General features: G+C 38.3%; 19 protein-coding genes and 1 other RNA gene. 11 read left to right on the forward strand and 9 right to left on the reverse strand.

The window, feature by feature from the left end:
* Positions 1-1,346 precede the first annotated feature (1,346 nt).
* Complete coding sequence (putA, locus tag AC27H3_RS13455) at positions 1,347-5,171, forward strand: bifunctional proline dehydrogenase/L-glutamate gamma-semialdehyde dehydrogenase PutA (RefSeq protein WP_487106942.1); 3,825 nt, start codon at positions 1,347-1,349, stop codon at positions 5,169-5,171.
* A gap of 383 nt (positions 5,172-5,554) precedes the next feature.
* On the opposite strand, the gene AC27H3_RS13460 is transcribed toward putA, so the two are convergent.
* On the reverse strand, positions 5,555-6,283 hold the full coding sequence (locus AC27H3_RS13460) for a DUF1499 domain-containing protein (RefSeq protein ID WP_487106944.1): 729 nt from the start codon (positions 6,281-6,283) through the stop codon (positions 5,555-5,557).
* Between the two features lie 502 nt (positions 6,284-6,785).
* On the opposite strand from AC27H3_RS13460, the gene AC27H3_RS13465 reads away from it, so the two are divergent.
* The gene (locus AC27H3_RS13465) at positions 6,786-7,196 is read left to right on the forward strand and encodes a GFA family protein (RefSeq protein WP_487106946.1); all 411 of its coding nucleotides are present in this window, start codon (positions 6,786-6,788) and stop codon (positions 7,194-7,196) included.
* 158 nt (positions 7,197-7,354) lie between these two features.
* On the opposite strand, the gene AC27H3_RS13470 is transcribed toward AC27H3_RS13465, so the two are convergent.
* Positions 7,355-8,002 (reverse strand): DUF5610 domain-containing protein, encoded by a 648-nt coding sequence (locus AC27H3_RS13470; protein WP_487106947.1) that lies wholly within the window; start codon positions 8,000-8,002, stop codon positions 7,355-7,357.
* Between the two features lie 286 nt (positions 8,003-8,288).
* On the opposite strand from AC27H3_RS13470, the gene AC27H3_RS13475 reads away from it, so the two are divergent.
* Complete coding sequence (locus AC27H3_RS13475; protein ID WP_487106949.1) at positions 8,289-8,606, forward strand: hypothetical protein; 318 nt, start codon at positions 8,289-8,291, stop codon at positions 8,604-8,606.
* Positions 8,607-8,790: 184 nt separating this feature from the next.
* Here AC27H3_RS13475 and AC27H3_RS13480 read toward each other — a convergent pair whose 3' ends face one another.
* A complete protein-coding gene (locus AC27H3_RS13480) occupies positions 8,791-10,167 on the reverse strand; it encodes an FG-GAP repeat domain-containing protein (RefSeq protein ID WP_487106951.1) in 1,377 nt (458 codons plus the stop codon).
* Between the two features lie 157 nt (positions 10,168-10,324).
* Here AC27H3_RS13480 and AC27H3_RS13485 point away from each other — a divergent pair, with 157 nt between their 5' ends.
* On the forward strand, positions 10,325-12,406 hold the full coding sequence (locus AC27H3_RS13485) for a winged helix-turn-helix domain-containing protein (protein ID WP_487106953.1): 2,082 nt from the start codon (positions 10,325-10,327) through the stop codon (positions 12,404-12,406).
* A gap of 360 nt (positions 12,407-12,766) precedes the next feature.
* On the opposite strand, the gene rnpB is transcribed toward AC27H3_RS13485, so the two are convergent.
* An RNA gene (rnpB, locus tag AC27H3_RS13490) (RNase P RNA component class A) lies at positions 12,767-13,199 on the reverse strand.
* Between the two features lie 100 nt (positions 13,200-13,299).
* Between rnpB and AC27H3_RS13495 the strand changes: the two genes are divergently transcribed.
* A complete protein-coding gene (locus AC27H3_RS13495; protein WP_487106955.1) occupies positions 13,300-13,956 on the forward strand; it encodes a glutathione S-transferase family protein in 657 nt (218 codons plus the stop codon).
* 14 nt (positions 13,957-13,970) lie between these two features.
* On the opposite strand, the gene rsmI is transcribed toward AC27H3_RS13495, so the two are convergent.
* Positions 13,971-14,822 carry a 16S rRNA (cytidine(1402)-2'-O)-methyltransferase gene (rsmI, locus tag AC27H3_RS13500; RefSeq protein WP_487106956.1) on the reverse strand — a complete coding sequence of 284 codons (852 nt, stop codon included), beginning with the start codon at positions 14,820-14,822 and terminating at the stop codon, positions 13,971-13,973.
* Between the two features lie 77 nt (positions 14,823-14,899).
* Between rsmI and AC27H3_RS13505 the strand changes: the two genes are divergently transcribed.
* From AC27H3_RS13505 to dolP, 4 genes are read left to right on the forward strand one after another with little or no spacing between them, the layout of a single operon-like run.
* On the forward strand, positions 14,900-16,762 hold the full coding sequence (locus AC27H3_RS13505; protein ID WP_487106957.1) for a penicillin-binding protein activator: 1,863 nt from the start codon (positions 14,900-14,902) through the stop codon (positions 16,760-16,762).
* Positions 16,749-17,123 (forward strand): YraN family protein, encoded by a 375-nt coding sequence (locus AC27H3_RS13510; protein ID WP_487106958.1) that lies wholly within the window; start codon positions 16,749-16,751, stop codon positions 17,121-17,123. The genes AC27H3_RS13505 and AC27H3_RS13510 overlap by 14 nt, the downstream gene beginning before the upstream one ends.
* 55 nt (positions 17,124-17,178) lie before the next feature.
* Entirely contained in the window at positions 17,179-17,769 is a 591-nt protein-coding gene (locus tag AC27H3_RS13515) for a phosphoheptose isomerase (RefSeq protein WP_085305953.1), read from the forward strand.
* Position 17,770: 1 nt separating this feature from the next.
* Entirely contained in the window at positions 17,771-18,349 is a 579-nt protein-coding gene (gene dolP, locus AC27H3_RS13520) for a division/outer membrane stress-associated lipid-binding lipoprotein (protein WP_233131448.1), read from the forward strand.
* A gap of 148 nt (positions 18,350-18,497) precedes the next feature.
* On the opposite strand, the gene AC27H3_RS13525 is transcribed toward dolP, so the two are convergent.
* Positions 18,498-18,908, reverse strand: a complete 411-nt coding sequence (locus tag AC27H3_RS13525; RefSeq protein WP_085305952.1) for a hypothetical protein — start codon at positions 18,906-18,908, stop codon at positions 18,498-18,500.
* 241 nt (positions 18,909-19,149) lie between these two features.
* Positions 19,150-21,513 carry a penicillin-binding protein 1B gene (mrcB, locus tag AC27H3_RS13530; RefSeq protein WP_487106959.1) on the reverse strand — a complete coding sequence of 788 codons (2,364 nt, stop codon included), beginning with the start codon at positions 21,511-21,513 and terminating at the stop codon, positions 19,150-19,152.
* Positions 21,514-21,677: 164 nt separating this feature from the next.
* Between mrcB and miaA the strand changes: the two genes are divergently transcribed.
* Complete coding sequence (gene miaA, locus AC27H3_RS13535) at positions 21,678-22,592, forward strand: tRNA (adenosine(37)-N6)-dimethylallyltransferase MiaA (RefSeq protein ID WP_487106960.1); 915 nt, start codon at positions 21,678-21,680, stop codon at positions 22,590-22,592.
* A 212-nt stretch (positions 22,593-22,804) separates the two neighbouring features.
* Here the strand turns inward: miaA and AC27H3_RS13540 are convergent, their stop codons facing one another.
* Positions 22,805-23,137 (reverse strand): PBPRA1643 family SWIM/SEC-C metal-binding motif protein, encoded by a 333-nt coding sequence (locus AC27H3_RS13540; protein ID WP_487106962.1) that lies wholly within the window; start codon positions 23,135-23,137, stop codon positions 22,805-22,807.
* A 218-nt stretch (positions 23,138-23,355) separates the two neighbouring features.
* Between AC27H3_RS13540 and AC27H3_RS13545 the strand changes: the two genes are divergently transcribed.
* On the forward strand, positions 23,356-23,766 hold the full coding sequence (locus tag AC27H3_RS13545) for a hypothetical protein (protein ID WP_487106964.1): 411 nt from the start codon (positions 23,356-23,358) through the stop codon (positions 23,764-23,766).
* Positions 23,767-23,820: 54 nt separating this feature from the next.
* On the opposite strand, the gene hrpB is transcribed toward AC27H3_RS13545, so the two are convergent.
* Positions 23,821-26,424, reverse strand: a complete 2,604-nt coding sequence (hrpB, locus tag AC27H3_RS13550) for an ATP-dependent helicase HrpB (protein ID WP_487106966.1) — start codon at positions 26,422-26,424, stop codon at positions 23,821-23,823.
* Positions 26,425-26,487: the final 63 nt, after the last annotated feature.

A 26,487-nucleotide genomic window follows, 5' to 3' on the forward strand; every position in this document is an offset into this window, starting at 1 on the left:
AAGCAAGCTAACCAGGACAACAAAAAAACAAGATAATTGTTATTACCAATAATCATAAGAAGGACCCAAGAAACTGGTATAACTTTTACTTGAAGGCTCAATATTTAAAATATATTTAAGTAAAGGTACTAATAAAACGGCTTAATATAAAAATCATAATTACATTACAGGTATTGATGTTAGCGATACCTTCAAGCACCTCTACCTATTTTATATCAGCATTTAAACGCTAGTATTTTTAGTTAGCTTGAATTAACACTGAAGGCGAAAAATTAATGACCAGTGAAAGAGAAAAGGAAGTAAGGAAAAATAGCTAAGACGCAGCAAAGACGTCATAGCATCAACGTCATGAACACGCCAGCACCACCCTTGCAAATTATTACCAATCGTTATTACCAAGAGGTGTATGTGCAACCATTAGCGATAGTCATAAACAGGTTTTGACTTACATACGCTTCTAATACCTAATGACACAATTTATGTGTAATGTTACCTACAGCTACTAATATTCAATGCTATAAATTATTACAAATTAAGCACTAGGCTGGTCTTGACGTGAATGCAATTATCTTCTGGTGCAATGATATTTTCACACCTATTCGTTTTACAGTTATTCGTTTTACAGTTATTGCTTTTTAAAAACTTAATCATCACGATAACGTACAAAAATATATCTAACCTTTTTCTTTACCTACAATGCAACATTAGTGGACAAAGCAATTATAGTGCATGAAAACGGGGCTTCGACCATATTCTGGTTACTTAACCTATCAGGCACTATTCAAAATAATAGTATTTCAAAAGTAATGAAGAGTAGCGTTAAAATGAAGCGGGATTTCTCTACAACTTATGGTTATACAAGGCTTTGGCTCACTGCAGCTAAGTTTTCAGGAAATTAAGAAAGATACATAATTGAAAAAGCCCTTAAAGCAAGCGGCTACTTTGTTTTTTATGGCCCTTGCAACTGCCCTAAGCGATTCCCTTAAATTTACGATAAATTTTAGCCAAACACCTAGCTAAACCTATGCTTTATTTCTAACGTTATTAACCTATATTTAAACTTCCATCATTTACTTAATATTAAATGCAAATATATAAAATATTTCCATTAAGTTCCTAACGGTTCAATAGTTTTTCTATGCTGGGGAAATACAGCTATAACATTGAATACAGCCTAAACGTATTTTATTTGGTGATATGAAATTTTTGCACTATTTAAAATGGTTTAAAACTAAAATTTAACTAGCACATACGGTTAAGTTTTCATTAGAATGCACGAATTATTTCTATTGTAACTATCGCTAACGATTACCAGGCTATTCGTTAGTCACTTTGAGGAAAAGCATATGCTTTTTAATGGTTCATTTATCTCAGATTGCCCTATTCGTCAAAAAATTCGTGAATTTTATCGAATTGATGAAAATACAGCGGTAGATCATATTTTACCCCTTGCTGAAGTTAATGTTAGCGCCCGTAGTCGTGCATGGGAACGTGCACGTAAAATGGTATTAAAAATACGCCATGATCAGTCTGGCAACGGCGCAATAGATGCTTTATTAAATGAGTATTCATTATCAAGTGAAGAAGGTGTAGTGTTAATGTGTTTGGCCGAAGCATTATTGCGCGTGCCTGATAAACACACACAAGATGCCTTAATTCGCGATAAAATTTCACAAGGACAGTGGAGCAGTCATTTAGGCAGCAGTGACTCTTTATTTGTGAACGCATCTTCGTGGGGACTATTAATTACCGGCACTATGGTTAATTATGCCGATAAACGCCAGCAAGCACGTTTTGGGTTATTAAAGAAAACGATTGGCCGCCTAGGCGAACCTGTTATTCGTAAATCAATGAATTACGCCATGAAAGTAATGGGTAAACAGTTTGTCATGGGTGAAACCATTACTGCAGCAACAGAGCGTGCTGCAGATAAAGAGCAAAAAGGTTACGTATATTCATACGATATGCTTGGCGAAGGCGCCAGATCAATGAAAGACGCCCAGCGTTATTTAAAAGCTTACCAAGATGCCATCGACGTTATCGGTAAAGTAGCCGTTGCTTCAGGTAAAAACGATCCGCGCAAAGTACCGGGCATTTCAGTAAAGCTTTCTGCCATTCACCCGCGTTACGAGTTCACTCATAAAGCACGTGTAATGGCTGAAATAGTGCCAAAATTAAAGGCATTATGCTTACAAGCAAAACAATACAATATAGGTTTAACCGTTGATGCAGAAGAGTCTGAGCGTTTAGACATTTCACTAGATATTATTGAAGCGGTATTTAGCGACAGTGATTTAGGTGATTGGGGCGGATTTGGTATCGCACTACAAGCCTATCAAAAGCGCGCTATTTTTGTAGTAGATTGGCTACGCGATTTAACAGTACGCGTTGACCGTAAAATGATGGTGCGTTTAGTAAAAGGCGCTTACTGGGACACTGAAATTAAAAATGCCCAAAAAGATGGTCATCAGCACTTTCCAGTATTCACACGTAAGTCATCAACGGATGTTTCATATCACGCCTGTGCCAATAAATTACTCGAATACCGAGATACCATATACCCGCAATTTGCTACACACAATGCTTACAGTGCAGCAACCATTGTTGAATTGGCTGGCGATGATAAAGAAGGCTTTGAATTTCAATGTTTACACGGCATGGGCGACTCGTTATACGACCAAATTGTGTCGCTGGAAAGTATTCAATGTCGTATCTACGCACCTGTAGGTCATCATGAAGATTTATTGGCTTATTTAGTACGTCGTTTATTAGAAAATGGCGCTAACTCATCGTTTGTAAATGCCATTGTAGACGAGTCTCAGCCGGTTGAGTCATTACTTGAAGACCCAGTAGAAAAAACTCAACGCTTAAAAGATAAGTACAACCAACAAATTATTAAACCGATAGCGTTATACCATGACCCTAAAGGCTTAGGTCGCGATAACTCTAAAGGTTTAGACTTAACTGATATCAGTGCTATAACGCCATTAAAAGCCGCGTTAGACAACTGGTTTGAAAATAATAAACTTAACGCTAGCGATATTCCTGCAGGCGCAGTTGCAGTAAAAAATCCAGCGAATCATAGTGAAATAATTGGTTTTCATCAGCATCACGATAAAGATGCCATGTTAGCCATGATTGATACTGCACAAGCAACGTTTCCTTCGTGGTCACAAACACCGGTTGCTGAACGTGCTGCTTTATTATGCCGTGTTGCCGATATTCTTGAACGACACACCGACGAACTGATCGCATTGTGTATTAAAGAAGCCGGTAAAATTGCCCAAGACGGCATTGACGAAGTGCGCGAAGCGGTAGATTTTTGTCGCTACTATGCTGAAAAAGCGATTGAGATTGCTGCTGATGAACGCCTGGAAGCGCGTGGTGTAGTACTATGTATCAGCCCATGGAATTTCCCATTAGCTATATTTTTAGGCCAAGTTGCTGCTGCTATTGCAACCGGTAATACGGTTTTAGCAAAACCAGCAGAACAAACCAGCTTAATTGCGCTTCGCACCATAGAGTTAATGAAATCAGTTGGCTTGCCTGAAGGTGTTGTACAAGCGGTTATCGCTCGTGGTAGTGAAGTAGGTAGCGTAATTATACCTGACGAGCGAGTACAAACCGTTATGTTTACTGGCTCTACACAAACCGGCACCATTATTTCGCAAACTCTAGCAGCCCGAGGCGGTGACCAGGTACCGTTAATTGCGGAAACAGGTGGTCAAAACTGTATGATCGTTGACTCAACTGCTCTACCTGAGCAAGTAGTAGACGATGTTATTTCTTCAGGGTTTCAATCAGCAGGTCAACGTTGTTCAGCACTGCGCGTATTGTTTTTACAAGAAGATATTGCTGACGGTGTAATTAACATGCTAACCGGTGCATTAGCTGAATTGCATGTTGGCGATCCTGCGCAATTAAGCACAGATATTGGTCCGGTAATTGACGAAAAAGCCTTAGCATCACTTAACGCTCATAGCGACTATATGCAAAAGCATGGCAAGCTATTATACCAATGCAAAATTGCAGACGACGTAGCAAGCAACGAGCAATTCTTCTTCGCTCCTCGCTTATATGAAATCAACGACATCAATGTTCTAAAACAAGAAGTCTTCGGCCCATGCGTGCACATAGTTCGCTTTAAAGGTGACGAAATAGAGCAAGTAGTTGATAAGGTTAACGGTACTGGTTTTGGTTTAACTATGGGTATTCATACTCGTATTGAACACCGCGCTTTTGATTTAGCTAAACTATCACGTGCAGGTAACGTATATATTAACCGCAACATGATTGGTGCAATTGTTGGTGTTCAACCTTTTGGTGGTCGTGGCCTTTCAGGTACAGGTCCTAAAGCAGGTGGACCAAATTACTTAACCCGTTTGGTAATCGAAAAAGCAACGCCTGACGCTGAACAATTTAACTTGTTACCTTCGCAGGTAGAAGCCTTAGACGGCGACAACAAGTCAGATGCCGAATCAATACTATTTATGGACAAAGCGAATGCAGCCGAGAAAAACTGGCGTTTAACAGAGTTAAACACCCGTATTTCATGTGTGCGCCAATTACTGGCAAAAATTGCCCATGTTGGCATTGTTGATGATTTAGCAGACGATTTAAATAGTACGTTAACATCAGCACGTTCACAGTTAATTGATATTGAAAAGCGCATGAAAAAGCCAACGTTCTTGCCAGGCCCAACAGGTGAGTCTAATATTCTGTATTTAGAAAACCGCGGTAATATCATTTGTTTTGCCGATGCAACCGTAAGCTTTCACTTCTGGGTACTTTCAATTGTAACGGCATTAGCTACGGGTAATACCGTAGTAAGTGTTGTATCAGACTTGTACTACGATGAAGCTATCGCCTTTAGAGATAAGTTTCTTTCTACTGGCGTTGAAGAAGGTGTATTCCAAGTAGCGCGCTTGCGTCATTTATCAACCATGTTATCGCATCCTGCTTTAGCCGGTGTGGTAGTCGACAGTAACTGTGATCGTAAACATTACATCAGTGAAAAACTTGCTGAACGTGAAGGTGCAATTTTGCCGGTGATCAGCTCAGAGTACTTTGATAGCTTGATTCAACGTTTGTTAACTGAAAAAACCGTGAGTATTGATACTACGGCCTCAGGTGGTAACACATCACTTATGACTTTAGTTGAAGAAGACTAACGCGATAGGTTATTTACCAACAAGTAAGTAAACCATAAGTAGAGTAAATTAAGCCGAGTAAGAAGTTTTTCTTACTCGGCTTTTTTAATTAAGTTTCTCGTTAATTACTAATATATAGGCAACAATGTATAGGCAACAGTTTATAAGTTGACACTCATTATTTTTGTTAATTTTTCATTTAAGATGAATGTCGACATTAATTACTGCTTTGACTTGTTATCTGCATAATTAATTTTAAGCGATACTGTTTTTTCTATATCTTTCCTTAAGTAGGGTCAGATACACATTAATGTAATCAATATCAGGGCATTATTAACAATGTAAGTTGAGCAAGAAAATGGCTTGCTCAACTTTGTTGATTAAACTTAAGATGAGTAATGAGGTTACTGGTTAGAGAAGGCGGCAATAAATTTTTCTATACGAGCGGCGTTAGCACCTAAGTCTGTACCACCAACACGCGAGATTGAACGTAAATCGATAACACTAGTTGCCCCAACCGTTTGAACACGAATAGCAATGTCGTCTTTAAATGCCCACAGAGCTGTGGTATCAACCGCTTCAATAAGTCCTCGCTGTTCATTTTTCGCGACAACATCCCAACCTAAGCTCAATGCAATGTCTTCAGCCTTAGCAAACGCTTGGTCTTTATCTAATTCACTGATAATCGGTTTTAATTTTGGATAAGCAGCCAATTGCATCGGCGCAAGCTTCGCTTGGTCATAAGTTAATGGGTTACTGTTGTCACCACGAAGCGCAATAATAGCGTCAAATTTAGGTAAATTAACCGTATCTGTAGTTACCTGATGGATAAAAGGTAATGATTTTGCTTTCGCCGCCTGCATCGATAAAGCTATAGCCGGTATTGCTGATAATATAGCGATAACAGCACAGCGTTTTGCCAACGGATATTGTTTCTTGAACAAGGTAAATAGACCAAGCAATAACGCGATTACTAATACGGCAATACTGGCATAGCCGGTATATTTAATAATTTGAAAAGACGTTGCCATTGGCCATAATTCCATTCGATAAGCAATTACAGCAATTGGAAAGCCCAACAGCAAAGGAATAACAACAGCTTTTAAAGCTTTAGTAATGGTGTTAATTAACATAAATATTCTCGTCTTTTTTTGTATTGCTATAGATTATATTATTTCTATAGCGTTAATTTTAATTCTAATCGCTATAACCGCTCTGCGAGTATTAGCTACTTGCAAACAGTATTCTGTCACTTAAACAACGATATAAAAAGTTATTTGTTGGTTTCATATTATGAATACATGCAACAAAAGAACAGCTGATCATTATATTTTGAAGCTTAAATCTATTCGTTTGAAGATCTATGCTTTTCACTGTTACCTTAAACACCACCTTGGTATAGTGTGATAAAAACACAGTTGTTTAGTCATACAGATAACGATGAATAAAAGATCAGTTAAGATGATGTTTTAGGTTAACTTTAAAAAATTATCATACGAAGCTTTTTACCAAATTAATTGCAAAGGTAGTTAAGTTATACGCCTTAAGGAATATGCCTTACGTAACCATTGCTTTAGCATCTACTCGCTGTTGATAAGTAAAGAAAGTTTTTAACATTAAAGAGTAAATTAAATAATGACAATAAAAATCAGTGGAAGTTGTTTGTGCAAAAAAGTGTCGAGTACAGTTGAAGGACCTTTTAATAAGTTTTATCAATGTTACTGTGACAGGTGTCAGAAAAAAACAGGCTCAGCATTTGCCGCGTTAATGTTTACTACACCGGAAAAAATTCAGTGGCACTCAGGGCAAGCGTTAATCAAACGCTTTGATTTACCTGACGCGCAACGATTTAGTAATTGTTTTTGTAGTGAATGTGGCTCCCAAGTGCCCTATATTAGTAGAGATGGTGCATTTTTAATTGTGCCTGCGGGTTATGTTAATGGCGACCCTGGCATACGACCAGCAGCCAATATTTTTTGGACAGAGCGACCTTGTTGGTTCGAAGATGGCAAACAAGCAGAAAACTTTGATGAATACCCAACATAGCTTTTTTTGTAACTACGACAATATGTAAATAAGTATCGCTTTGATTATCGCTGCGCTAGTTAAGCTAGCGCAGCGATATAATAACTTTTAATCGCTTTTTTTACTTGTTCTTAACTTGTTTTTAGCTTGTCATTGCCTTGAAGGTTTAGTTTAAAAGTTTAGCTTTCTAGTTCAGTTTTCGTTTCAGTTTCTTGCTCATCTTTAGCTTTTAAGGCATCAACAAAAGCCTGTATCCCTGATTGCACGAGTTCATAAGTTTTATCAATAGTTTCAGACACTTCACCTTCTAATACTTTTAAGCCGCCTAAAACTTCTTTCGCTTCATCAAAGCCTTGGTCAATACCGCTGCTAATAATATCTACAAAAGCGGTTAGTGACTCTTCTTCACTCATGTCAGGATTTTGTTCGCGAAAAGCGCCTAAAAACTGGGTGCTAAATGAAACAATGCGTTCAGCGGTTGCTTCAGGGCTGAAATCAGCACCTGACTCGTAGGTCTCTTCAACTTTGTTTTCAATACCTGAAGCTTGCAGTGCTTCATTTATTCCTTGTAACGCTGCTTTTAATGTTAATGCCAGCGGCTGATCACCAACGCTTGTACTGTATTTTAGTGAAGATTCTATAATGGCTGCGTTGAGCTGTTTTTTACTACTTAATGAAATTGAGTCAGGCGATGCGGTAACTTTTTTATCTTGCGCAGGCTCTGATAGCGATTTATCAACCGCTTTATTGTCAGCACTATCGGGGGTTTTTGCTAACGGTCTAACCTCTTGGCTGTATGTATCATTAGGCTTTATAGGAGAGCTCATAAAAATAACCTCGTATTTTCAAAAACGTGTCTACGGTATCGGCACATTGGAGTATAACTTAAGTTTTATTCTGTATATATTCTATACATCACCAAAAATAGTTATACGCAGTTTACTTCAGCTAAGTGCTTATGAGCCGTGGTGTCGGTATCATTAAACTATGTCAGTATTTCACCTTAAGCTTCGCTTTAAAAATATAACATCAGTAATAATGCAGTTCTTTCTATCAGTTATTTACATTAATATACCTATATTACAAAGCAACTTTAGAATGTGACATTAAAAATTGACCTTAAAAGTAGATTTAAAACAATTTCTTGACGAAAATGGCAACGAGTTAGCCTTAACTGCTCAAGCAAGAACAGTATTCAATTTCATTAGTAAAATAGTGTTGGCAGTTACTGAGCAGATAGAACAACCATTAGTAGAAATAGATTTAAAATGCGCTACTCGAGCTGAAAACCTTAATTGTGAAGGAAGCATTGAAGCAAATTACCAAGCTCCTAGCTTAATTCATTGGCAATGCGACTGTTGTGAGGCAAATGGCAGTATTTTGAATTGGCAATTTAGTAAATGGGACAAACAATTACGCGTGCTTCATTAAAAATTAGTTCTCATTATTACTTGTCAGGTTTATACACAAAAAGGCCTAGATATAGCTATCGAGGCCCTTAATCAAATTAATGTGGTAGAGCGAAAAGTTAGCCATTATAGCTGCTAACTTTTCGCTTTTAACTTCTAGCCTCTAACTTCTACCGTTTAAGCACCACAGTTTTTTACCAATTGAACTACGGCGTAAATCTTAATCTTTGATTTAACGAAATCGCCACAATTAGCAACAAGAACCATGACATTGAACCTCCCCCTGATGAAGAGCTGCTCTTAGTTTCTTCTGGCTGCGTAGGTGTAGGCGCAGGTGTCGGTGCCGGCGTAGAAGAAGTTGCTTGAATAAACTCTGCTGTTAAAGAAATGTTACTGCCTTGGTTGACAATACAGTCTGAGTAACTAAGCGTTTTAAAATAGTAGAACTGCAAAGCATTAAACTCACCCGTCGCGATATCTGCATAGCCGTCGGCATCTATATCTACAATTGCCGTGGCGGTAACTCCGTCGTCAGGATTAGCAATAATTTGCGCAGGTGAATAGTTTTGATTTCCTTGATCGATATACAAAGCTAAGCTTGCAGGACGGTAGTTAGCGGCTAATAGGTCCATAGTGCCATTGTTATCAATATCGCCAAACGCTACACCATAACTCGATGCACTAGCATCAAGAACCGTTCGAGCTGAGTTTTGATAGACCGCTATATTTTTTTCTACAATTTCAGCAGCAGCAACCACTAAAGAAGAGTCGGCATCAAGGTATGCATCTAATGTTATAGCTGCATTATTAGAAAGGGTTTTATCTAGTGTAAAAGTATTATTATTATTTAAATAAACTTCAGTCTTGGCTTCACCTATACTGCTTACTAACGCAAATAAGTCCCCAGTGGTGTCTGCTGAAAACGAAGAAACCACTAAATCTGGCGCTTGATCGTCATTAATGTCAAGCACGGCAATTGCGTAAGGTCTAATATTACCAATAACAATATCGTCGCTAAAGGTAAGCTCACCGTTGCCATCGTTGAGGTATAACTTTAATTTTCGGCTGCCAAAAACAGTCACAACTAAATCTTGATCACCATCGTTATCCCAGTCATAAAATGCTAAAGCTGAAGGATAATTTAAGTTAGAAACAACTTCTTTTTTAGCAAACCGACCTGCTCCATCATTAGTTAATGTAGATACCTTGCCATCAAACAAGCTGATCATCGCTAAATCAGAAAACCCATCGCCATTAATATCTGCACTATCAAGTGTTTTCGCCCCGCCTGATGCGCCAACTAACCCCAATTGGCTAGGATTTACTATAACGCCATTACCCGCGTCACATTGTTGGCCACTCCAGCCATTAAACTTCCAATTAGTGTCAGCTTGTGCAACTAAGGTATTGGTTTGCGATTTATTATCTATACTGCAACTTTCTGTACAATCAATACTTGCTTCAACAGAGCGTATGGTTCCTTGCCCAATTATTTCAATATCAATAACATCTGCTCTTGCACTGGCACTGTTTAAAACAGCGATAGCAATGCTACTTCCGATTATTTTTTTTATAAATTTCATATAACCACTTTCCTTTTTGTTCCAAAATAACTTGATACATATTTTCAGCGTATTTTGTAAACAATCGGTTGCTACAGAACAATGATTTTGTCATTATGAAGTTATGATGAATATATTTGTTATTTAAAAACAGTAAATTAACAAGGAAAATGATTAAATGGATAGTTTTAAACTATCAGAATTTTGGGTACAACCAGCACACAATAAACTAGAGTTAAATGACAAAGTTTACAAAGTAGAACCTAAGATCATGGAGGTTTTATGTTTTTTAGTGAAGCATCAAGGGCAAGTTGTTAGTCGAGAAACTATCGCGCAGTCATTATGGTCAGAAACTGTTGTTGGCAATGATGTTATTACTCGCGCCGTTTTCGAATTAAGAAAAATTTTAAATGACTCCGCTCAACACCCGAAATTCATCGAAACAATAGCACGTAAAGGCTATTGTTTTATTTATCCATTAGAAGAGCCACTAAAGCTCAACAAAACAAAAAAAACTCAAGACATTCAGCCCCTCATCGTTGATGCTTCTACAAAGCAACGTTGGCATATAAAGTGGTTAGTCCTAGTAATTATTGTAGTCACGATCATAGCAAGCTTAACGTTTAATCACTTTTATTTTGTAGAAAGTCAAACTAACTGGCGAGATTATAATTATAGGCCAAGTCAGTTAACTAATTTTGATTCTTATGCTGAAATGCCCGCTTTAAATCAAACCGAAGATAAAATGCTATTTGTCTCTTCAGCAGCCTACAATGCTGAATTTAACACATTGGCGTTGATGGACTTAAAAACCAATAAAAAAACGATAATCTCTGCACAACATGTAGAACACAGGTTTCCAACCTGGAGTAAAAAGAGCCAAGCCTTTTATTTTTTAAAATGCACAAGAGGGGCGTGTCAGTTAATTCAGCATGACATGTTAACAGGTCAGAATAAATCGCTATTAGATCAGCCATCAAGAATATATTCGTTTGATATCTCACCCTCAGAAACTCAGGCAGTTATCGCATACAGAAACGGTAGAAAAATTGAGTTAGCGCTAGTGCCATTAGAACAAGCCGAACTAAAACCCTTAGCAATATCTAATAACAATCAAAGAATGCCTAAGTTTAGCCCTGATGGTAAAACTATATTTTTTGTCGAAAAACTAGTTGATGGTAGCACTAAACTTAATAGCTACAATATTGAGGAGCAATCAGTAAAAGCCATTAATTCGACTTTTCATAGTATTATGAGCATCGCTATTTCGAATGAAGAATTACTGATATCAGGCAAAAAAGATGGGCAGTTTTCTATTTGGTTGATGAACTTAGATTCTGGAGAAAAAACTCAGATAATAGAAAATATTAAAGGCGAATTTCAATCTGATATTGCTGTTACTTCTGATAAATCAAAAATAGTTTATAAAAATTGGCATAGAAACATTGCTATAGAAAATATCGGCATAGATACGACCCCAACAATGCTTAACAGTAATTCGCTAGATTTTAATGCGATTTACTCGCCTGAAAAACGAACATTTTATTCAGTATCAAACCGTTCAGGTGCTTTTGAAATATGGCAACATCAACAAACAATATCTCAGCAACTAACTCAGTTAAAAGCGAATAGTTTAGGCAGACCTCTATTGTCGCCAGACAATAACAAACTAGCCTTTTTAGATAACAGCAATAAAGACAAACAACTGCTAATTTTAGATCTTGCATCCCAGCAGGTAGACGTAAGTTACACTGTGCCTCCTAATGCACATATACTTCACTGGTCTCCAGCAATGAACTCAATCTATTTAAGCATTAAAGACCAAGAACAATACACCCTGACTAAACTTAGCTTAGCTGAAGGAAAGTTAATTAAACTGGTGATAAATGCTGGTGTCTATGCTGAAGAATCAATAACAGGAAATGAAATAACCTACGTAGATATGTCTAATGGACACTTAATGAGACAAGACTCATCAGCACAAACATACAGTATTGCAAATCTAAGCACCTTGAATGCCGCATTAGTTCAAGGTGGCATAATGCTCACAAAAGATTGGCTGTATTATGTTGTATACACAAGGCAAGGACCAAAAATAATGAGATATAATTTATCTTCTGGTCATAAAGAGCAATTTGCTCAACTCCCTGTTGGCAGCATTGTTACCCAAATAGGCGGGAAAGAAAGCCCGTATGTTATTTATGACATTTTACGTGAGGATAAATCTCAAATTATTCTTTTAGAAAAAGTAAATAAGTAACCTGAACTCTGGATAATGAGTGCTTGAAAATCAAGTGAACCAAAAGCTTAGGTAATAAAGTAAATACTATAGCCAAGTGAACATCACGAATAGATATCATCAATGCTTCATTTTATGCCATTTCCAAGGCAAAACGTTTATGAATAGCGCGCTATTTATCGACGTTTTAACGCAGAAAATGGCTTAAAAGGGAGCATTGAGCAAGTGCTGCTTATCCAGAGTTCAGGTTAAGTAGGGTCAGATACACATTAACTGATTTTAGAGCCGATCATAATAAGCTATAGAGCTAAAATAAAAATCTAGCCCTTAGATATAGAAAAACCGCTTGATTACGTTTAAATAATCAAGCGGTATCTATAATTGGTGAGATTGACGCATAAGCCGGGTTTTGTATCTCTTCCGAAGAAAAGTGACAATCATTCGTCTAGGCCTTAAATCGCTCTAAGGCTCAAGCAACCTACCCGGTTTCCACGCGAGCCACGCTTATACTATGCTAACTTGCGTTAACCTAGTCATGAAACCCTATTTGGTCTTGCTCCGGGTGGAGTTTACCCTGCAATTACTGTTACCAGCAATCCGGTGCGCTCTTACCGCACCCTTTCAGCCTTACCTGTGAAGTTCCTAAGAACAACCATCGGCGGTCTTCTCTCTGCTGCACTTGTCGTGGGCTCGCGCCCCCCAGGCGTTACCTGGCACCCTGCTCATTGGAGCCCGGACTTTCCTCTCCCTTATCTGTCTACCCCTTATAAAATAAGTGATACAACGATAAAGCAGCGATTGTCTCGTCAACTCGGCGCGCATTCTACCCCATATTTTGCTTTAGGTCTAAATTAAATATCGTGAAGAGGTTGCTTGCTGCTATAGTCTTTTAAAAAATAATTTAGGATTTCTTGATGATCGAACTTTGGCATTGTCATAATACCCGTTCACTGCGTGCTTTATGGGCTTTAGAAGAAATGCAATTAGACTACACGCTGCATACTTTATCGTTTCCGCCCCGACTTTCAGAAAAGTCTTATTTAGCGATTAACCCTTTGGGTACCGTGCCTTTTTTAAAAGATGGCGATACCGCGCTGACAGAGTCTAGTGCTATTTTGTTATATCTTGCAGAGCGTTATAAAAAAAGTGCTTTAAGTGTAACAGTAGCGCACCCAGAATATGGCAATTATCTCAACTGGCTATTTTCTAGTGACGCTACGCTGACTTTCCCACAAACTTTAGTACTACGATATAGCCAATTTGAACAAGCTGAGCGCCAGCAACCTCAAGTGGTTAAAGACTACGCCATTTGGTATTTAGCACGGTTAAAACGCTTGAATAGCCATTTAGAAAACAATGACTTTTTAGTCGACAACAGGTTTACCATTGCCGATATTAGTGTTGGTTATGCGTTGTATTTAGGTGAGTTACTTGGTTTAGCAGCACAATATAAACCGCAAACACTTGCTTACTTACAAAGACTAAAAAGCAGAAAAGGCTTTATGGCAATAAAAGATCTTGGTCAAGACGTTAGTAATTACAGCATAAAACCTATTGATATTAACTTATAGATATTAGCTAAAGGTTACTCTTTCATGGCAAGCGCGTAGTCATACAAGGCATTTTTTTTCACGCCGTGAATTTCAGCGGCGATAGCACAAGCCCTTTTAGGTTTCATTTCAGTTAATAGTAACTTTAAGGTTGCAACCACGTGAGCGGGAATGTCATTAGGATCAATTTTCTTACCTTCAATAATTAACACCATTTCACCTTTCAGTTGGTTTGGATCTGCCTGAAGAAAAGTTAACAGGTTATCTGCGGTGTCTGAGTGAATAGTTTCGAAGGTTTTTGTTAATTCACGTGCCATTACTACATAGCGCTCACCGCCAAGGGTTTTGACAATATCTTCAACAGTATCAATAGCCCTGCGTGGAGCGTCATAAAAAACTAGTGTGCGTGATTCGTTGGCTAATTCGGTCAATGTTGATTGTCTAGCGCCTGATTTTGACGGCAGAAAACCTTCAAATGTGAAACGGTCGGTTGGTAACCCGGCAACTGAAAGCGCGGCAATAGCAGCACAAGGGCCCGGAATAGGAGAAACATTTAAGCCTTGCTGGCGACAATGCCTAACTAAATGAAATCCTGGATCGCTAATTAACGGTGTTCCGGCGTCTGACACTAAGGCAATACTTTTACCTTCTGTTAATAAAGCAGCAATTTGTTCTTGTCGTTGGCGCTCGTTATGGTCGTGCATCGACATGGTTTTATTTTTTATCGAAAATGCAGATAACAAACGTTGCGTGTGACGTGTGTCTTCACAGGCAATGATATCAACCTGTTCGAGTATATCTCGCGCCCGTTGGCTAATGTCGCCGAGGTTGCCAATAGGTGTAGCAACAATATATAAAGTGCTAGGCTGAATTTGAAAATCCGACATTATAAAATACTTGTGTTGAGACTGAAGAGGATGAAGTTTATTATAAAGCACTATTAAAAAGTATGGATTTATTAACTTTGACACTTACTAAATGGTTTTCGTCTTATAAAAGCGGCTTTTTTGCCTTTGCTGCTGTGGTTATTCTCGCCAGTTGTTCGACAACGAAACAAAGTAAACCAATAAAGTCAGCCAATAAAAAAGCTGACGTGGTGCAAGCGATTGAAAAAAAGCTAACCGCAGAGCAATTAGTAGATCAAGCGTGGAAGCAAGTTTCTTCAAATCAGCAAGACGAAGCCGTTTCTTCGTTATTAAGTGCAAGCGAGCTATATTTATCTCAAGAAGCGCCTCACAAAGCACTTTGGTTAGCTAAACAACTTGCAGCGTTAGCACCTTCTCCTGCGCAGCAATATCACTTAGCTATTATTGAAGCTAAAGGTTATTTAGCTTTAGTAGAAAACCACAAGGCCTACCTAGCACTTGAAAACAGCGAAAAAATTAGAGCAACAGAAAAACTGGCTTACCGTGTTGACTATTTTCAAACCTTAGCAAGTGTGCAAACACTCAGAGATTTACCTATTGCCGCCCTTGATGCAAACCTAAAAGCTTTTGCAAATAATACGCAAGCAACCGACAACGATATTGAACTCATTTGGCAGCAGTTTTGCCAATTGTCTCCTTGGCAGCTTCAGCAATTAGTTAAAATGTCTCCGCCTAATATTAAAGGTTGGAGTAAGTTGATCACTTTTGCTAATAAATTTGGTCATGATGATACTAAATTCAAACGTTATTTAAGCCAATGGCAACGAGAATTTAGCACTCACCCTGCACAATACATTGTGGCTAATTTGAATCAGCAGGAGCCTGTACTAAATAATGAAATTGAAAATATAGCCGCTATAATTCCGCTTTCAGGTAAACAAGAACGTGCAGGCAAAGTTGTACAGCAAGGTATACTTGCCGCTTATAATATTGAAAGCGGTAAAACCTTACATTTTATTGACTCAACTACTTTAGATATGAGTACGTTAAACGCAAGGTTACTCGAACTTAACATAGATTATGTTATTGGCCCGCTACTTAAGCAAAATGTCAGCAGTTACTTAGCGCAAACTGAAATTACAATACCTACCCTGCTACTTAACTTGCCAGCAAGTGTTGAATTATTGCCGCATCAAGTCGCACTTTCAATGCGCCCTGAAGAAGAAGCGATACAAGCAGCAACAACATTGAGTCGCCAGCAGTATCAACAACCCATTATATTAAGTCACCAAGACAGCGCCAGCCGCCGTATTGCTCAAACCTTTAGCCAACAGTGGCAGCATATAACTGGTAAAACACCAGAAACGGTATTTTTTAATAGCGACGCTAAAATGCAGAACCAAATTAAAGCCAGCTTAGGTGTAGATTTAAGTCAGCAACGCACGAAAGACTTAAACCGACACATTAAATATTCGATTAAAAGTGAATTTCGTAACCGTCGTGATATCGACATGATTTACGTGGTGGGTTTACCGCTAGAGACTAAGTTACTAAAACCCTACATAGACGTAAACATTAGCCCTTTTGCAGACATTATTCCGGTATTTGCAAGTTCGCGTAGCCACAGTACTAAAATCGATAAAAGTGACAATCGTGACTTATCTGGCTTAGCCTTTACTGAAATGCCTTGGCAATTGCGCAGTAAACAACAAAATAAAGTTTTAGCTGCACAAGCTAAGAAACTTTGGCCGAACCGAAGTGACAGCTTACAAACCATATTTGCCATGGGTTTTGACAGCCTAACCTTAGTCGATAAAATTTCTGCCATGCAAAATAAAACTTATGTGCGACATTATGGTCAAACTGGGATATTACAATTGGGCAAAGACAACATTTTAACCCGTAGTTTAATTTGGGGAAAATACAGTCGCAGCAAGGTGCAAGAATTTGCTATGGACTAACAAAACCAATACAGTCACTACAGGAAAAAATAGTGAGCAATTAGCCGCTAATTATTTAATTACGCAGGGGCTGAAATTACAAACATGTAATTTTCAAAATCGCCGCGGCGAAATTGATCTCATCATGACTGAGAATGACATTTGGGTGTTTGTTGAAGTTAAATACCGTAAGAATTCACATTTTGGTGGCGCTATTGCAGCGGTTTCAATTAAAAAACAACAAAAAATTAAACAATGTGCTGCATTTTATCTGCAACAAGCCGGATTAAATGAATATAATACCCCTTGTCGATTCGATGTAATCGCGATGCAAGGTGAATTGAATAACCCAGACATTACTTGGCTTAAAAATGCCTTTTGAGCAATATTTTTTAACCAACGCCTTTTAAGAAATAAACAACGGAGTTAAGTCCACCATGTTAGAACGGATAAAAAGTAATTTTACTGAAAGCATACAAACAAAAATTGCCGCCAGCGAATTATTGGCAGGGCCAATTGAGCAAGCCGGAATGACGATGGTACAAAGTCTATTAGCCGGAAATAAAATTTTAGCCTGTGGAAACGGCGGCTCAGCCGGAGATGCTCAACATTTCTCAGCAGAACTATTGAACCGCTACGAAACTGAACGTCCACCGTTACCAGCCATTGCCCTAACGACTGACAGTTCAACTATTACCTCTATTGGTAATGACTACCATTTCGATGAAATTTTTTCTAAGCAAGTACGTGCGCTTGGTAACAACGGTGATGTGTTGCTTGCTATTTCTACCAGTGGTAACTCTCGTAACGTAATTAAAGCAATTGAAATAGCCGTATCGCGTGATATGCCAATTATTGCCCTCACAGGTGGTGACGGCGGTGATATTGCTGGTTTGTTAGGTGAAAACGATGTTGAAATTCGTGTTCCTTCAAGTCGAACAGCACGTATACAAGAAGTTCACTTAGTGGTTATTCATTGTTTATGTGACATTATAGATACAACATTGTTTCCACAAACTGAGAGTTAATATGGCTATGAAATCAATTATCAGCACAATAAGCATAGCAATATTGTTACAAGGTTGTGTTGCTGCGGCTGTGGTTGGTGTTGTCGGTGGTGCAAGTGTGGCAACCGACAATCGTTCTTTGGGTAATCAAATAGACGACCAAAAAATTGAGATAGATGCTCAAGCAAAGCTCAGTAAAAGTGATGCGTTAAGCGATAACACTAATCTGCAAGTGATCAGTGTTAACGGTAGTGTATTAGTAGTAGGCCAAGCGCCTAATAGCTATTTACGTGACCAAGCAATTAAAGCGATAAACGAAGTTAATGGCGTTAAGCAGCTACATAACCAAATTCGCATCAGTAACACAACGTCTTTTACGACAAAAACTAATGACGTTTGGCTGACATCTAAAGTAAAAACCTCTTTATTTGGTACAGACAAACTCGATGCTACGAATATTAAAGTCGTAACTGAAAACGGCGAAGTATTTTTAATGGGCTTAGTCACTAAAGAACAAGCAACTAGCGCAGTAGATATTGCCCGTAATGTTGGTGGGGTTAACCGCGTGTTTAAAATATTCGAATATGTTGATGCAAAATAAGCCAACTAATGGCTTAACATTTCACGTATTACATTAAGCTAAAATAAAAAAGCAAACCTAGTGGTTTGCTTTTTTTCAAGGTAAGTTTATTTCTATTGAACCTTTACCTTTACATCACTTTATTCAACAATTACTGACTTAAAAAGTATCATCTATAACCGGCGACTTGCTGGTCGCCTATAAGTAATTCATGCTTTAACCATTGCACCGCTTTTTGCCACTCGAGCTCTAAGCCTGAAAAGGTGCGACTATTCCATTTGTCGTTTGCACGAATATCATTTAACTCTTCAACATTAATTCTACTTTCATCTGAGTAATACACAAAAGCAATAGCTTTTAAGCCTTCATAAGATCCTATAGATAGTTTCGCTTCATAACTAAAAGTATATTCATTAACTCTATTAATAAGCATGCCAAAATGACCAAATATATGTGCTTTAAAAAACACATCGCATTCTTCAATCATTTCAAGAGATAATTCAATACCTTCATCAATAATAACTTCAACTATGTTTTCAGCGAGCAAGGTAAAGTAACCAAAGCTTAATCTATGTTTCATTATGCTCCTCTTTTTTACGAGTGGATGTTACATGTTAGTGAATACTGCTGGTTAATCTTGAGGTAGCTGTTTTATTTTAAACACCGCTAAATCCCCTCCTTATATTCGCAGCTATGTTAGTTCGCTTTGAAAGTAAGCATGCTACGCCACCCTTTAACCATAGTGCTTATACAAGGTTATTCAACCAACATATTGGCGAAAATTGGTCTTTAAAAGCTTAACAATTGAATTCGCTATAAAACTAATCGCCAAATATTTTTTCTAACCATGATTTTTTCTTACTTTTTAACGGGGCTTCTTCGCAGTCAGCTTCATATAATAAACCAGTGGTAACAGCAGGCAGTAATTGCGAGTTATCACAAGCCTGGGTGACTGGACGGCCATTTTTATTATCAAAGCGCACTAGCTCTACACTTGCAGGTATATTAGCTTGTCGACTAATAGCACCTGTTTTAGTCATAAAATCAGCGAACAATACCAACGCGCCACTGCTGCCGGTAAGTTTAGTTGGCTTGTTATCGTCTCGTCCTATCCATGTTGTGACTAACAGCTGATTATCGTAACCAACAAACCAGCTATCACGAAGGTCGTTGGTTGTGCCGGTTTTACCAGCGACCACTTTATCTTTTAAGCGCCAGGTTAATGAACGCGCAGTACCTGACGTTGTAACTCTATTGAGAGAGAAATCAAGCAAGTAAGCCGCTTGTGTAGAAATAACTTGCTGATCTAATGCTTCAAATTGCCATAACGTTTCACCTCGAGCACTAACAATACGGTCAATGGCATGCGACTTTTCGCCTTTACCGTTATTTGCAATGGGAATATAAAGTTGGTTTATTTCCATTGGTGACATATTCAAAGCACCTAAAAGCATAGATGGGCGCGTAACTATATCTTCTTGATAACCAAGTAAATGAATAGCTTGGGCAACATTGTCTAAACCTAATTGCATACCTAAATTTACTGTCGGTATATTGAGGCTCAACACTAAGGCATCAACCAAATGTACATTTCCTCTATATTTGCCATCATAATTTTTAGGACGCCACGCTTGGCCATCTTCACTGGAAAGCGTTATTTCTTTATCTTCAATTAAAGTCGCCAAATTAAATCGTTGGTAACGCTCTAAAGCAGCTAAAAATACAGCAGGCTTAATCAATGAACCAATAGGTCGCTTCGCGTGTAGTGCACGATTAAAACCAGCGTAACCAGCTTCTTTACCGCCAACTAGAGCACGAATTTCTCCAGATTTAAAATCAGACACTACCATTGCCACCTGCAGTTGCTCAGCCGACTCTTGCGCTAACGTGGTAAGCTTTTCGTTAATTGTTGCTTGCAGTGCTAATTGGTGATTAATAGAAAAGCCAGTAAATACTCTCACGCCAGATTGCTGCTGATATTCGGATAAATGTCGAGATAATTCAGCTTTAACTAATTGTAAGTAAGCCGGAAATTTTTGTTGTTTTACACGACGTTTTTTTCTTATCGATAAAGGTGATTCAACTGCATACTCAAACTCTTGCTGAGAAAGAATTTCTTTTTGATACATCAGTCTTAAAACTAAATCTCTACGCTTAATTGTGCGCTCTGGAAAGCGCCATGGGTCATAATAACTTGGCCCTTTTACTTGGCCTATTATCATCGCCATTTGTTCAGCATTAAGAGATTGGATTGATTTACCAAAATAAAACTCAGCAGCAAGCCCAAAACCATAAATACCATTGGCATAATGTTGGCCTAAATAAACCTCGTTTATATAGGCTTCTAATAATTGATCTTTGCTGTATCGGTACTCTAAAATCAGCGCCATAATGGCTTCATTAGCCTTACGCCATAAGGTTTTATCGCGCGTTAAAAACATATTTTTAACCAATTGCTGGGTTAAGGTACTTCCGCCTTGTACGGTTCTTCCTGCAATTAAGTTTTGATAAAGCGCACGTAAAATACCAATAGGTGAAACACCATAATGAAAATAAAAGTTACGATCTTCAATGAGCAGTAAAGTGTCTAATAGTTTCGTTGGCACCGCTTGCAACGAGACTAATACTCTGTCTTCTTTGCTTTCAGGTAAAATTCGATCAAGTAATAGTGGCTCTAATCTTAGTTGTGCTACTTTTTCATCATCAAGGTATAAAGCCTTAATTTTTCCGTTTGTAACATCAATGGTGAGCTTTACTGGCGCTTCTACACCTGCACCAAAATCAAAAGCACGACGATAAATAATGGCGCGACTCTTCGACAAAGCAAACTCGCCGGGGCGTTCAACATGAGTGACTTTTTTATAACGATTAGCACTTAAGGATTCCCGCAAGTTAGTGAGTGTTAACTTGCTGCCAACAGTATATTTTTCAATTGCACCAAAAACTTGTACAGGTACCTGCCAACGTTGACCTTCAAATTTATCTCGCACTTTGCCATCAAGATAAATGCTATAAAGAAACAGTACAAATACCGCGAGAAAAGATATTTTTAAAAACAACCAAAATGACCAACGTAACATGCGTTTAACACGGCTAGGGGTTGTTTCCTCTGTCACTTTCTCGGTGCTAGATTTGTTGTTTTTTTGATTTTTACTGGTTGTTTTCGAAGTTTTTTTGGCTGTCATACGTTATTAAACGTGCCTTATGATTCTGCAATTAATTGCTTATAATAATCTAGCTAAGTTGATATCCCAACCGATAATTTGTAATGCGAGAAGTTAGGTCGTCAGCAGTAAAAATTAACGATATAATTAGCACTTTAATTTTGCTTAATATTGATAGGTTAACTATGTCTGCATTTAACATGCTGGTGGTTTTAGGTTCAACAGCATCGGGAAAAACAAAATTGGCAGTTGAACTTGCTAGAATGCTAAACGGCGAAATAATATCTGCTGACTCTAGGCAAGTTTATCGTGGTTTAGATATTGGCAGTGGTAAAGACCTTGATGAATACCAAGAAATAAACCATCACCTGATTGATATTGTTGACCCTGGCTACGAATATAACATTTTTGATTTTCAAAAAGATGTGATTAACGCCTATGAAAATATTGGCGATAAAAACAAGCTCGCTATTATGGCTGGCGGCTCCGCACTGTATGTTGATTCAATATTAAAAGGCTACCGGTTAATTGAAGTACCTGAGAATAAAGCGCTTAGAGAAAGCTTAGCTGAGCTTAGTCACGAGCAATTAGCTCAGCAGCTAATGCAACTAAAACCTAATTTACATAACACCACAGATCTTATCGAGCGTGATCGCTTAGTGCGTGCAATTGAAATAGCACAAGGTGAGCTAGCGGCTAAAGATACAATTAATGATTTCCCTGCGCTTAAACCGCTTATATTTGCGATTAAATGGCCACGAGAAGTTATTCGTGAGCGTATTACACTGCGTTTAAAGCAACGCATGGACCAAGGCCTTATTGAAGAAGTAGCACAATTGCATGCACAAGGTGTTAGTTGGGAAACCTTATATTTTTATGGCTTAGAATATCGCTATATTGCGCAACATTTACAGGGTACATTAAGTAGAAACGACTGCTTTCAAAAATTAAACTCTGCTATTCACCAGTTCTCTAAAAAGCAAGATACTTGGCTAAGAAGATTAGAAAGAAACGGCACTAAAATTCACTGGTTAGATGGTAATAAAAACCTTTTAACTCAAGCAATGGCAGTAATAGCGCAATTAAATAAACAGAATTAACACAAGAAAAGGCAACGTAAAAGTTAACTAAGCTAGCCAGCCCAAATTATAAGCTTGGTTTTTAGAGCTTTAATATATGCAGCTCAAAGCTAAAAGGTTATTGCTTTGGATTAACGCGTAAGATTGAGTGTAGGAATACAGCTAAGATTAAGTAACACTGCTCATGCAATAATGAGCAGTATCAATTTAAGATATTTAAAGATAAGTTGTTGTTAACCGCAACACTTTTTATATTTTTTACCACTACCACAAAAACAAGGTTCATTACGGTTTGGTGTTTTCTCAAACGTAGTAGTCTTAGGCTTGTTGAGTATCCCTGTTAGCTCAAGAATATCTTCATCTGCACTACTATCTACCGTGATATCGGCAAATAATTCATTATCTTCAACAACAGCTGCCAATTCTAACTTCTTTTCTTCACTAGTAACTACCAGAGTTAACGGGTGTTTTTCTGTACCAAGTTTAACAGCACGCTTAGTGTTATAACCTGTTTTTACATGATTTACTCTGGTGTGAATACGGCCTTTGTAATACAGATCGTGCATGATGAACTCCGCTAAATGAAATACTTTTATTTAAATACTAGGTTTGAGCGCGGCAGTATAACGTAAAACTCACAATAGTCGACTGTTCAATTAAGGAACCTAATATCCTTTTCTTAAAAGTAAAACGAGTAGCTGCAAATATTTATATCGTTTTAAATACTGTTTATTTTATCTAACCATGCGAAGATGATTTTTTATCCATAGTGCAGAATATAATTATGCAAAAATACATTACATCTATTTTTATTTCTATTTTATGTTTTATTGGCTTCACCCATAGTGCTGTAACTGCTGAAGATTACACCATTGATACTGATAAAATATTGGTAACGGTTGTACTTAAGCATCAGCAAGATAAAAGCTTGTCTGAGTTACAGAAAAAAATGGATGAAAATCGATTTTGGCAATCATTTCCGCCCAAAGGCATGGAAATAGACTCATGGTATGTAATGATGGGATTAGGCCAAGTTATTACCCTGAAAGTCGCCCCTAAAGATTTACGTACTCTGAATTTAGCAATTGAAAAGTCAGCATGGGGAATCTTTGACACTAATATTTACCCAACTTACGAATTTAAAGACATTGCGCAATCAATTAAAGCAAAAAAAGCGCTAACGGATCAACAATAAATTAGGTGTTATTTTCCTTCGCTGATTAACGTTTATTATTGCCTTATTTTGCCATTATAAACTTACTCTCGGTTGAATATGACGCTTAGTTTTACGTGTAGCTTCTGCATTTTCTGGGTCATCGGGCCAATAATGTTTGGGATATTTTGATTTCATATCTTTTTGCACCTCGCGATAACTACCCTGCCAAAATGCGACAAGATCTTGAGTTATTTGAATAGGACGCTGTGCCGGAGATAATAACTCGATGATCAAAGCAACTTGGCTATTATGATTGCTGTCACCAACCGAAGGCGTGGTACTGACACCGTAAAGTTCTTGCATAGGTAAAGAAACAATAGGTGCTTGTTCTAAGCTATAGCGGATTTTACAGTTTCGTCCCGTTGGCCCTTTGAAATAGCTAGGTGCAACTTGGTTAAACACTTGTTGTTGCTGATAAGATAACTGACTCATTAAAACTTCAGTTAAATTAAGCTTATCTAGTTGTGCCTTGCTGGTAACATCTGAGAGATAAGGTCCAAGCCATTGCTCTAATGTATTAAGTAAATGCACTTCACTGACATCCTCGAAGCTTAAATGCTGTTGGGTTTGATTAAGCCAGCGCCAGCGTAGTAATAGTTGCTGAGCTTGCTCATCGAAGTTCAGCCAAGCTAAGCCACGTTTGCGAATATGTTGGCACCAACATTCAACCAACAACACTGGCGAAAGTTTTTGTGTGGTATTTTCTTCGCTGATAACAATCGAGCCTATAACCTGCTGCTTAGCACTGCGAATACGGTTTTGCTTTGGATCAAAATGCAGCTGTGTTTTACTTTCTGCTTGGGTAACCTGCCAAGCAAGCGCTTGCGACAAATTAATTTCTGCAGCTAGCGCAATAGATAAAGTGTGTTGGCGCTGAAAAAATTGCACAGCAACAAGATATTTTTTATCAGCGAGTGCATCACTCGCACTCATAGTTACGCCTTTGCCATAGGCAGTTAAGTAATTACCCTGATGATCTCTTTGCTTAGCCAAACGCTCTGGGTAGGCAAGTAAAAGTAACAAACCGCTGCACTGCAATGGCAAGTGGTTAGCTGTAGTACAAAAGCTTTGGCTTGCATTGCTTATTTCAACATAACTGTTGTCGCTAGCCTTACGTTGTTGCTGAACCGCCAAGCGATATAAGCGCTGCGCTTGTTGAATTATGCGTTGATGCTGAGGTTTTTTCGCCTGTTGCAAAAGTTGAATAATACGTTGTGATATATCGCAGTTATCTACTCGTTGATCAGCGCCTAAAATGTCACGCTCTTCTAATAATGCCGCATATAAACAAGCAAGCGACAATAAATGCTCAACCTGCTGTGTTTGCTCAAGTTGCATAGCCGACAATAGCATTTTGGCAAAGCGCGGATGACAAGGAAAAACAGCAACTTGTTTACCTTGTGCCGTTAATTGGTGTTGCTGAGAAACTAAGGCTAACTCGGTTAATTCTTGCCACGCTAATTGCTCTTTTGTTTTGTTGGGCATTTCTATCATGGGTAGCTGATCACAAGCTGTCGCTCCCCACCTTGCCACTTCCATCAGCATAGGCAGTAAATCTGCTTGCAGAATTTCACTATGACTTTGTTCACTTCTGCGCTCAAAGTCATCTTTACTGTATAAACGAATACAGTGCCCAGGCGCTAACCGCCCAGCGCGACCGGCACGTTGAATAGCTGAAGACTTGGCAATACGGCGTTGGTTAAGTTTGTTATTCAGTGTTTGTACGTCATAAATAGCAACATTTTCCAAGCCAGAATCAATAACCAGGTCGACCCCTTCTATGGTTAAACTGGTTTCGGCAATATTTGTGGCCAACACTAGCTTATGCAGATTTTCGGCGGCAGGCGCAATGGCTTTTTGTTGCTCGGCTAATGACAATTCACCATACAGCGGACACAAGGCCATAGTATTTGGCATATAAGGCTGTAGCTGCTCAGCTAAATAACGAATATCGCCAGTACCTGGCAGAAACATTAAAATTGAGCCTTGATGCGAGTTCACCAAAGACTTTAACACCGATAGCGCATGTTGACGCCAAAGGCGTGTATTACTGGGCGCTTGATAACTTATATCAACAGGGAAGCTACGGCCTTTACTTTCTAGCGCTACAGCATCAGGCAACTGCAAGTTTATCGCTTGCGTTGCTAAGGTTGCCGACATTAAAAGTATTTTTAAATCTTCACGCAGCCCTTGTTGCACATCGCGTGTTAATGCAAAGGCTAAGTCGGCGTTTAGTGAGCGCTCATGAAACTCGTCAAACACCACTAAACCACAACCTAAAAGCTCTGCATCGTTTTGAATTATTTGCGTTAAAATACCTTCAGTGATCACTTCTAAACGAGTGTTTTTTGAAGTTTTACTTTCATTTCGTAGCCGATAACCTACGGTGTTGCCAACACTTTCACCCAATTGCTGAGATAAATAACAAGCAATATTTTTTGCGGCTAATCGCCGAGGTTGCAGCAAGTATATTTTCTGACCTGACAAACATGGTAAATCTAATAACCACAAAGGCAAACAGGTTGACTTACCAGCTCCAGGAGGCGCGGTCAGCAGTATAGTGTTGTGCTGAGTTAATGCAGTAATAACATCATTTTTGATATCATCAATCGGCAGTTTTTTAGCTGATAACGTCATAAATTATGAAAGATTTTCGTCAGTTTATCGTTTATTGCGCTAATGTTACCATAACAACGGATT

The sequence above is a fragment of the Colwellia sp. NW0002-52-1 genome, from assembly GCF_057550865.1.

What these genes read in the sequence shown, in the direction of transcription:
- putA (WP_487106942.1), top strand. Translation starts at nt 1,347, where the DNA reads ATGCTTTTTAATGGTTCATTTATCTCAGATTGCCCTATTCGTCAAAAA.
- AC27H3_RS13460 (WP_487106944.1), bottom strand. Translation starts at nt 6,283, where the DNA reads ATGTTAATTAACACCATTACTAAAGCTTTAAAAGCTGTTGTTATTCCT.
- AC27H3_RS13465 (WP_487106946.1), top strand. Translation starts at nt 6,786, where the DNA reads ATGACAATAAAAATCAGTGGAAGTTGTTTGTGCAAAAAAGTGTCGAGT.
- AC27H3_RS13470 (WP_487106947.1), bottom strand. Translation starts at nt 8,002, where the DNA reads ATGAGCTCTCCTATAAAGCCTAATGATACATACAGCCAAGAGGTTAGA.
- AC27H3_RS13480 (WP_487106951.1), bottom strand. Translation starts at nt 10,167, where the DNA reads ATGAAATTTATAAAAAAAATAATCGGAAGTAGCATTGCTATCGCTGTT.
- AC27H3_RS13485 (WP_487106953.1), top strand. Translation starts at nt 10,325, where the DNA reads ATGGATAGTTTTAAACTATCAGAATTTTGGGTACAACCAGCACACAAT.
- AC27H3_RS13495 (WP_487106955.1), top strand. Translation starts at nt 13,300, where the DNA reads ATGATCGAACTTTGGCATTGTCATAATACCCGTTCACTGCGTGCTTTA.
- rsmI (WP_487106956.1), bottom strand. Translation starts at nt 14,822, where the DNA reads ATGTCGGATTTTCAAATTCAGCCTAGCACTTTATATATTGTTGCTACA.
- AC27H3_RS13515 (WP_085305953.1), top strand. Translation starts at nt 17,179, where the DNA reads ATGTTAGAACGGATAAAAAGTAATTTTACTGAAAGCATACAAACAAAA.
- dolP (WP_233131448.1), top strand. Translation starts at nt 17,771, where the DNA reads ATGGCTATGAAATCAATTATCAGCACAATAAGCATAGCAATATTGTTA.
- AC27H3_RS13525 (WP_085305952.1), bottom strand. Translation starts at nt 18,908, where the DNA reads ATGAAACATAGATTAAGCTTTGGTTACTTTACCTTGCTCGCTGAAAAC.
- mrcB (WP_487106959.1), bottom strand. Translation starts at nt 21,513, where the DNA reads ATGACAGCCAAAAAAACTTCGAAAACAACCAGTAAAAATCAAAAAAAC.
- miaA (WP_487106960.1), top strand. Translation starts at nt 21,678, where the DNA reads ATGTCTGCATTTAACATGCTGGTGGTTTTAGGTTCAACAGCATCGGGA.
- AC27H3_RS13540 (WP_487106962.1), bottom strand. Translation starts at nt 23,137, where the DNA reads ATGCACGATCTGTATTACAAAGGCCGTATTCACACCAGAGTAAATCAT.
- AC27H3_RS13545 (WP_487106964.1), top strand. Translation starts at nt 23,356, where the DNA reads ATGCAAAAATACATTACATCTATTTTTATTTCTATTTTATGTTTTATT.
- hrpB (WP_487106966.1), bottom strand. Translation starts at nt 26,424, where the DNA reads ATGACGTTATCAGCTAAAAAACTGCCGATTGATGATATCAAAAATGAT.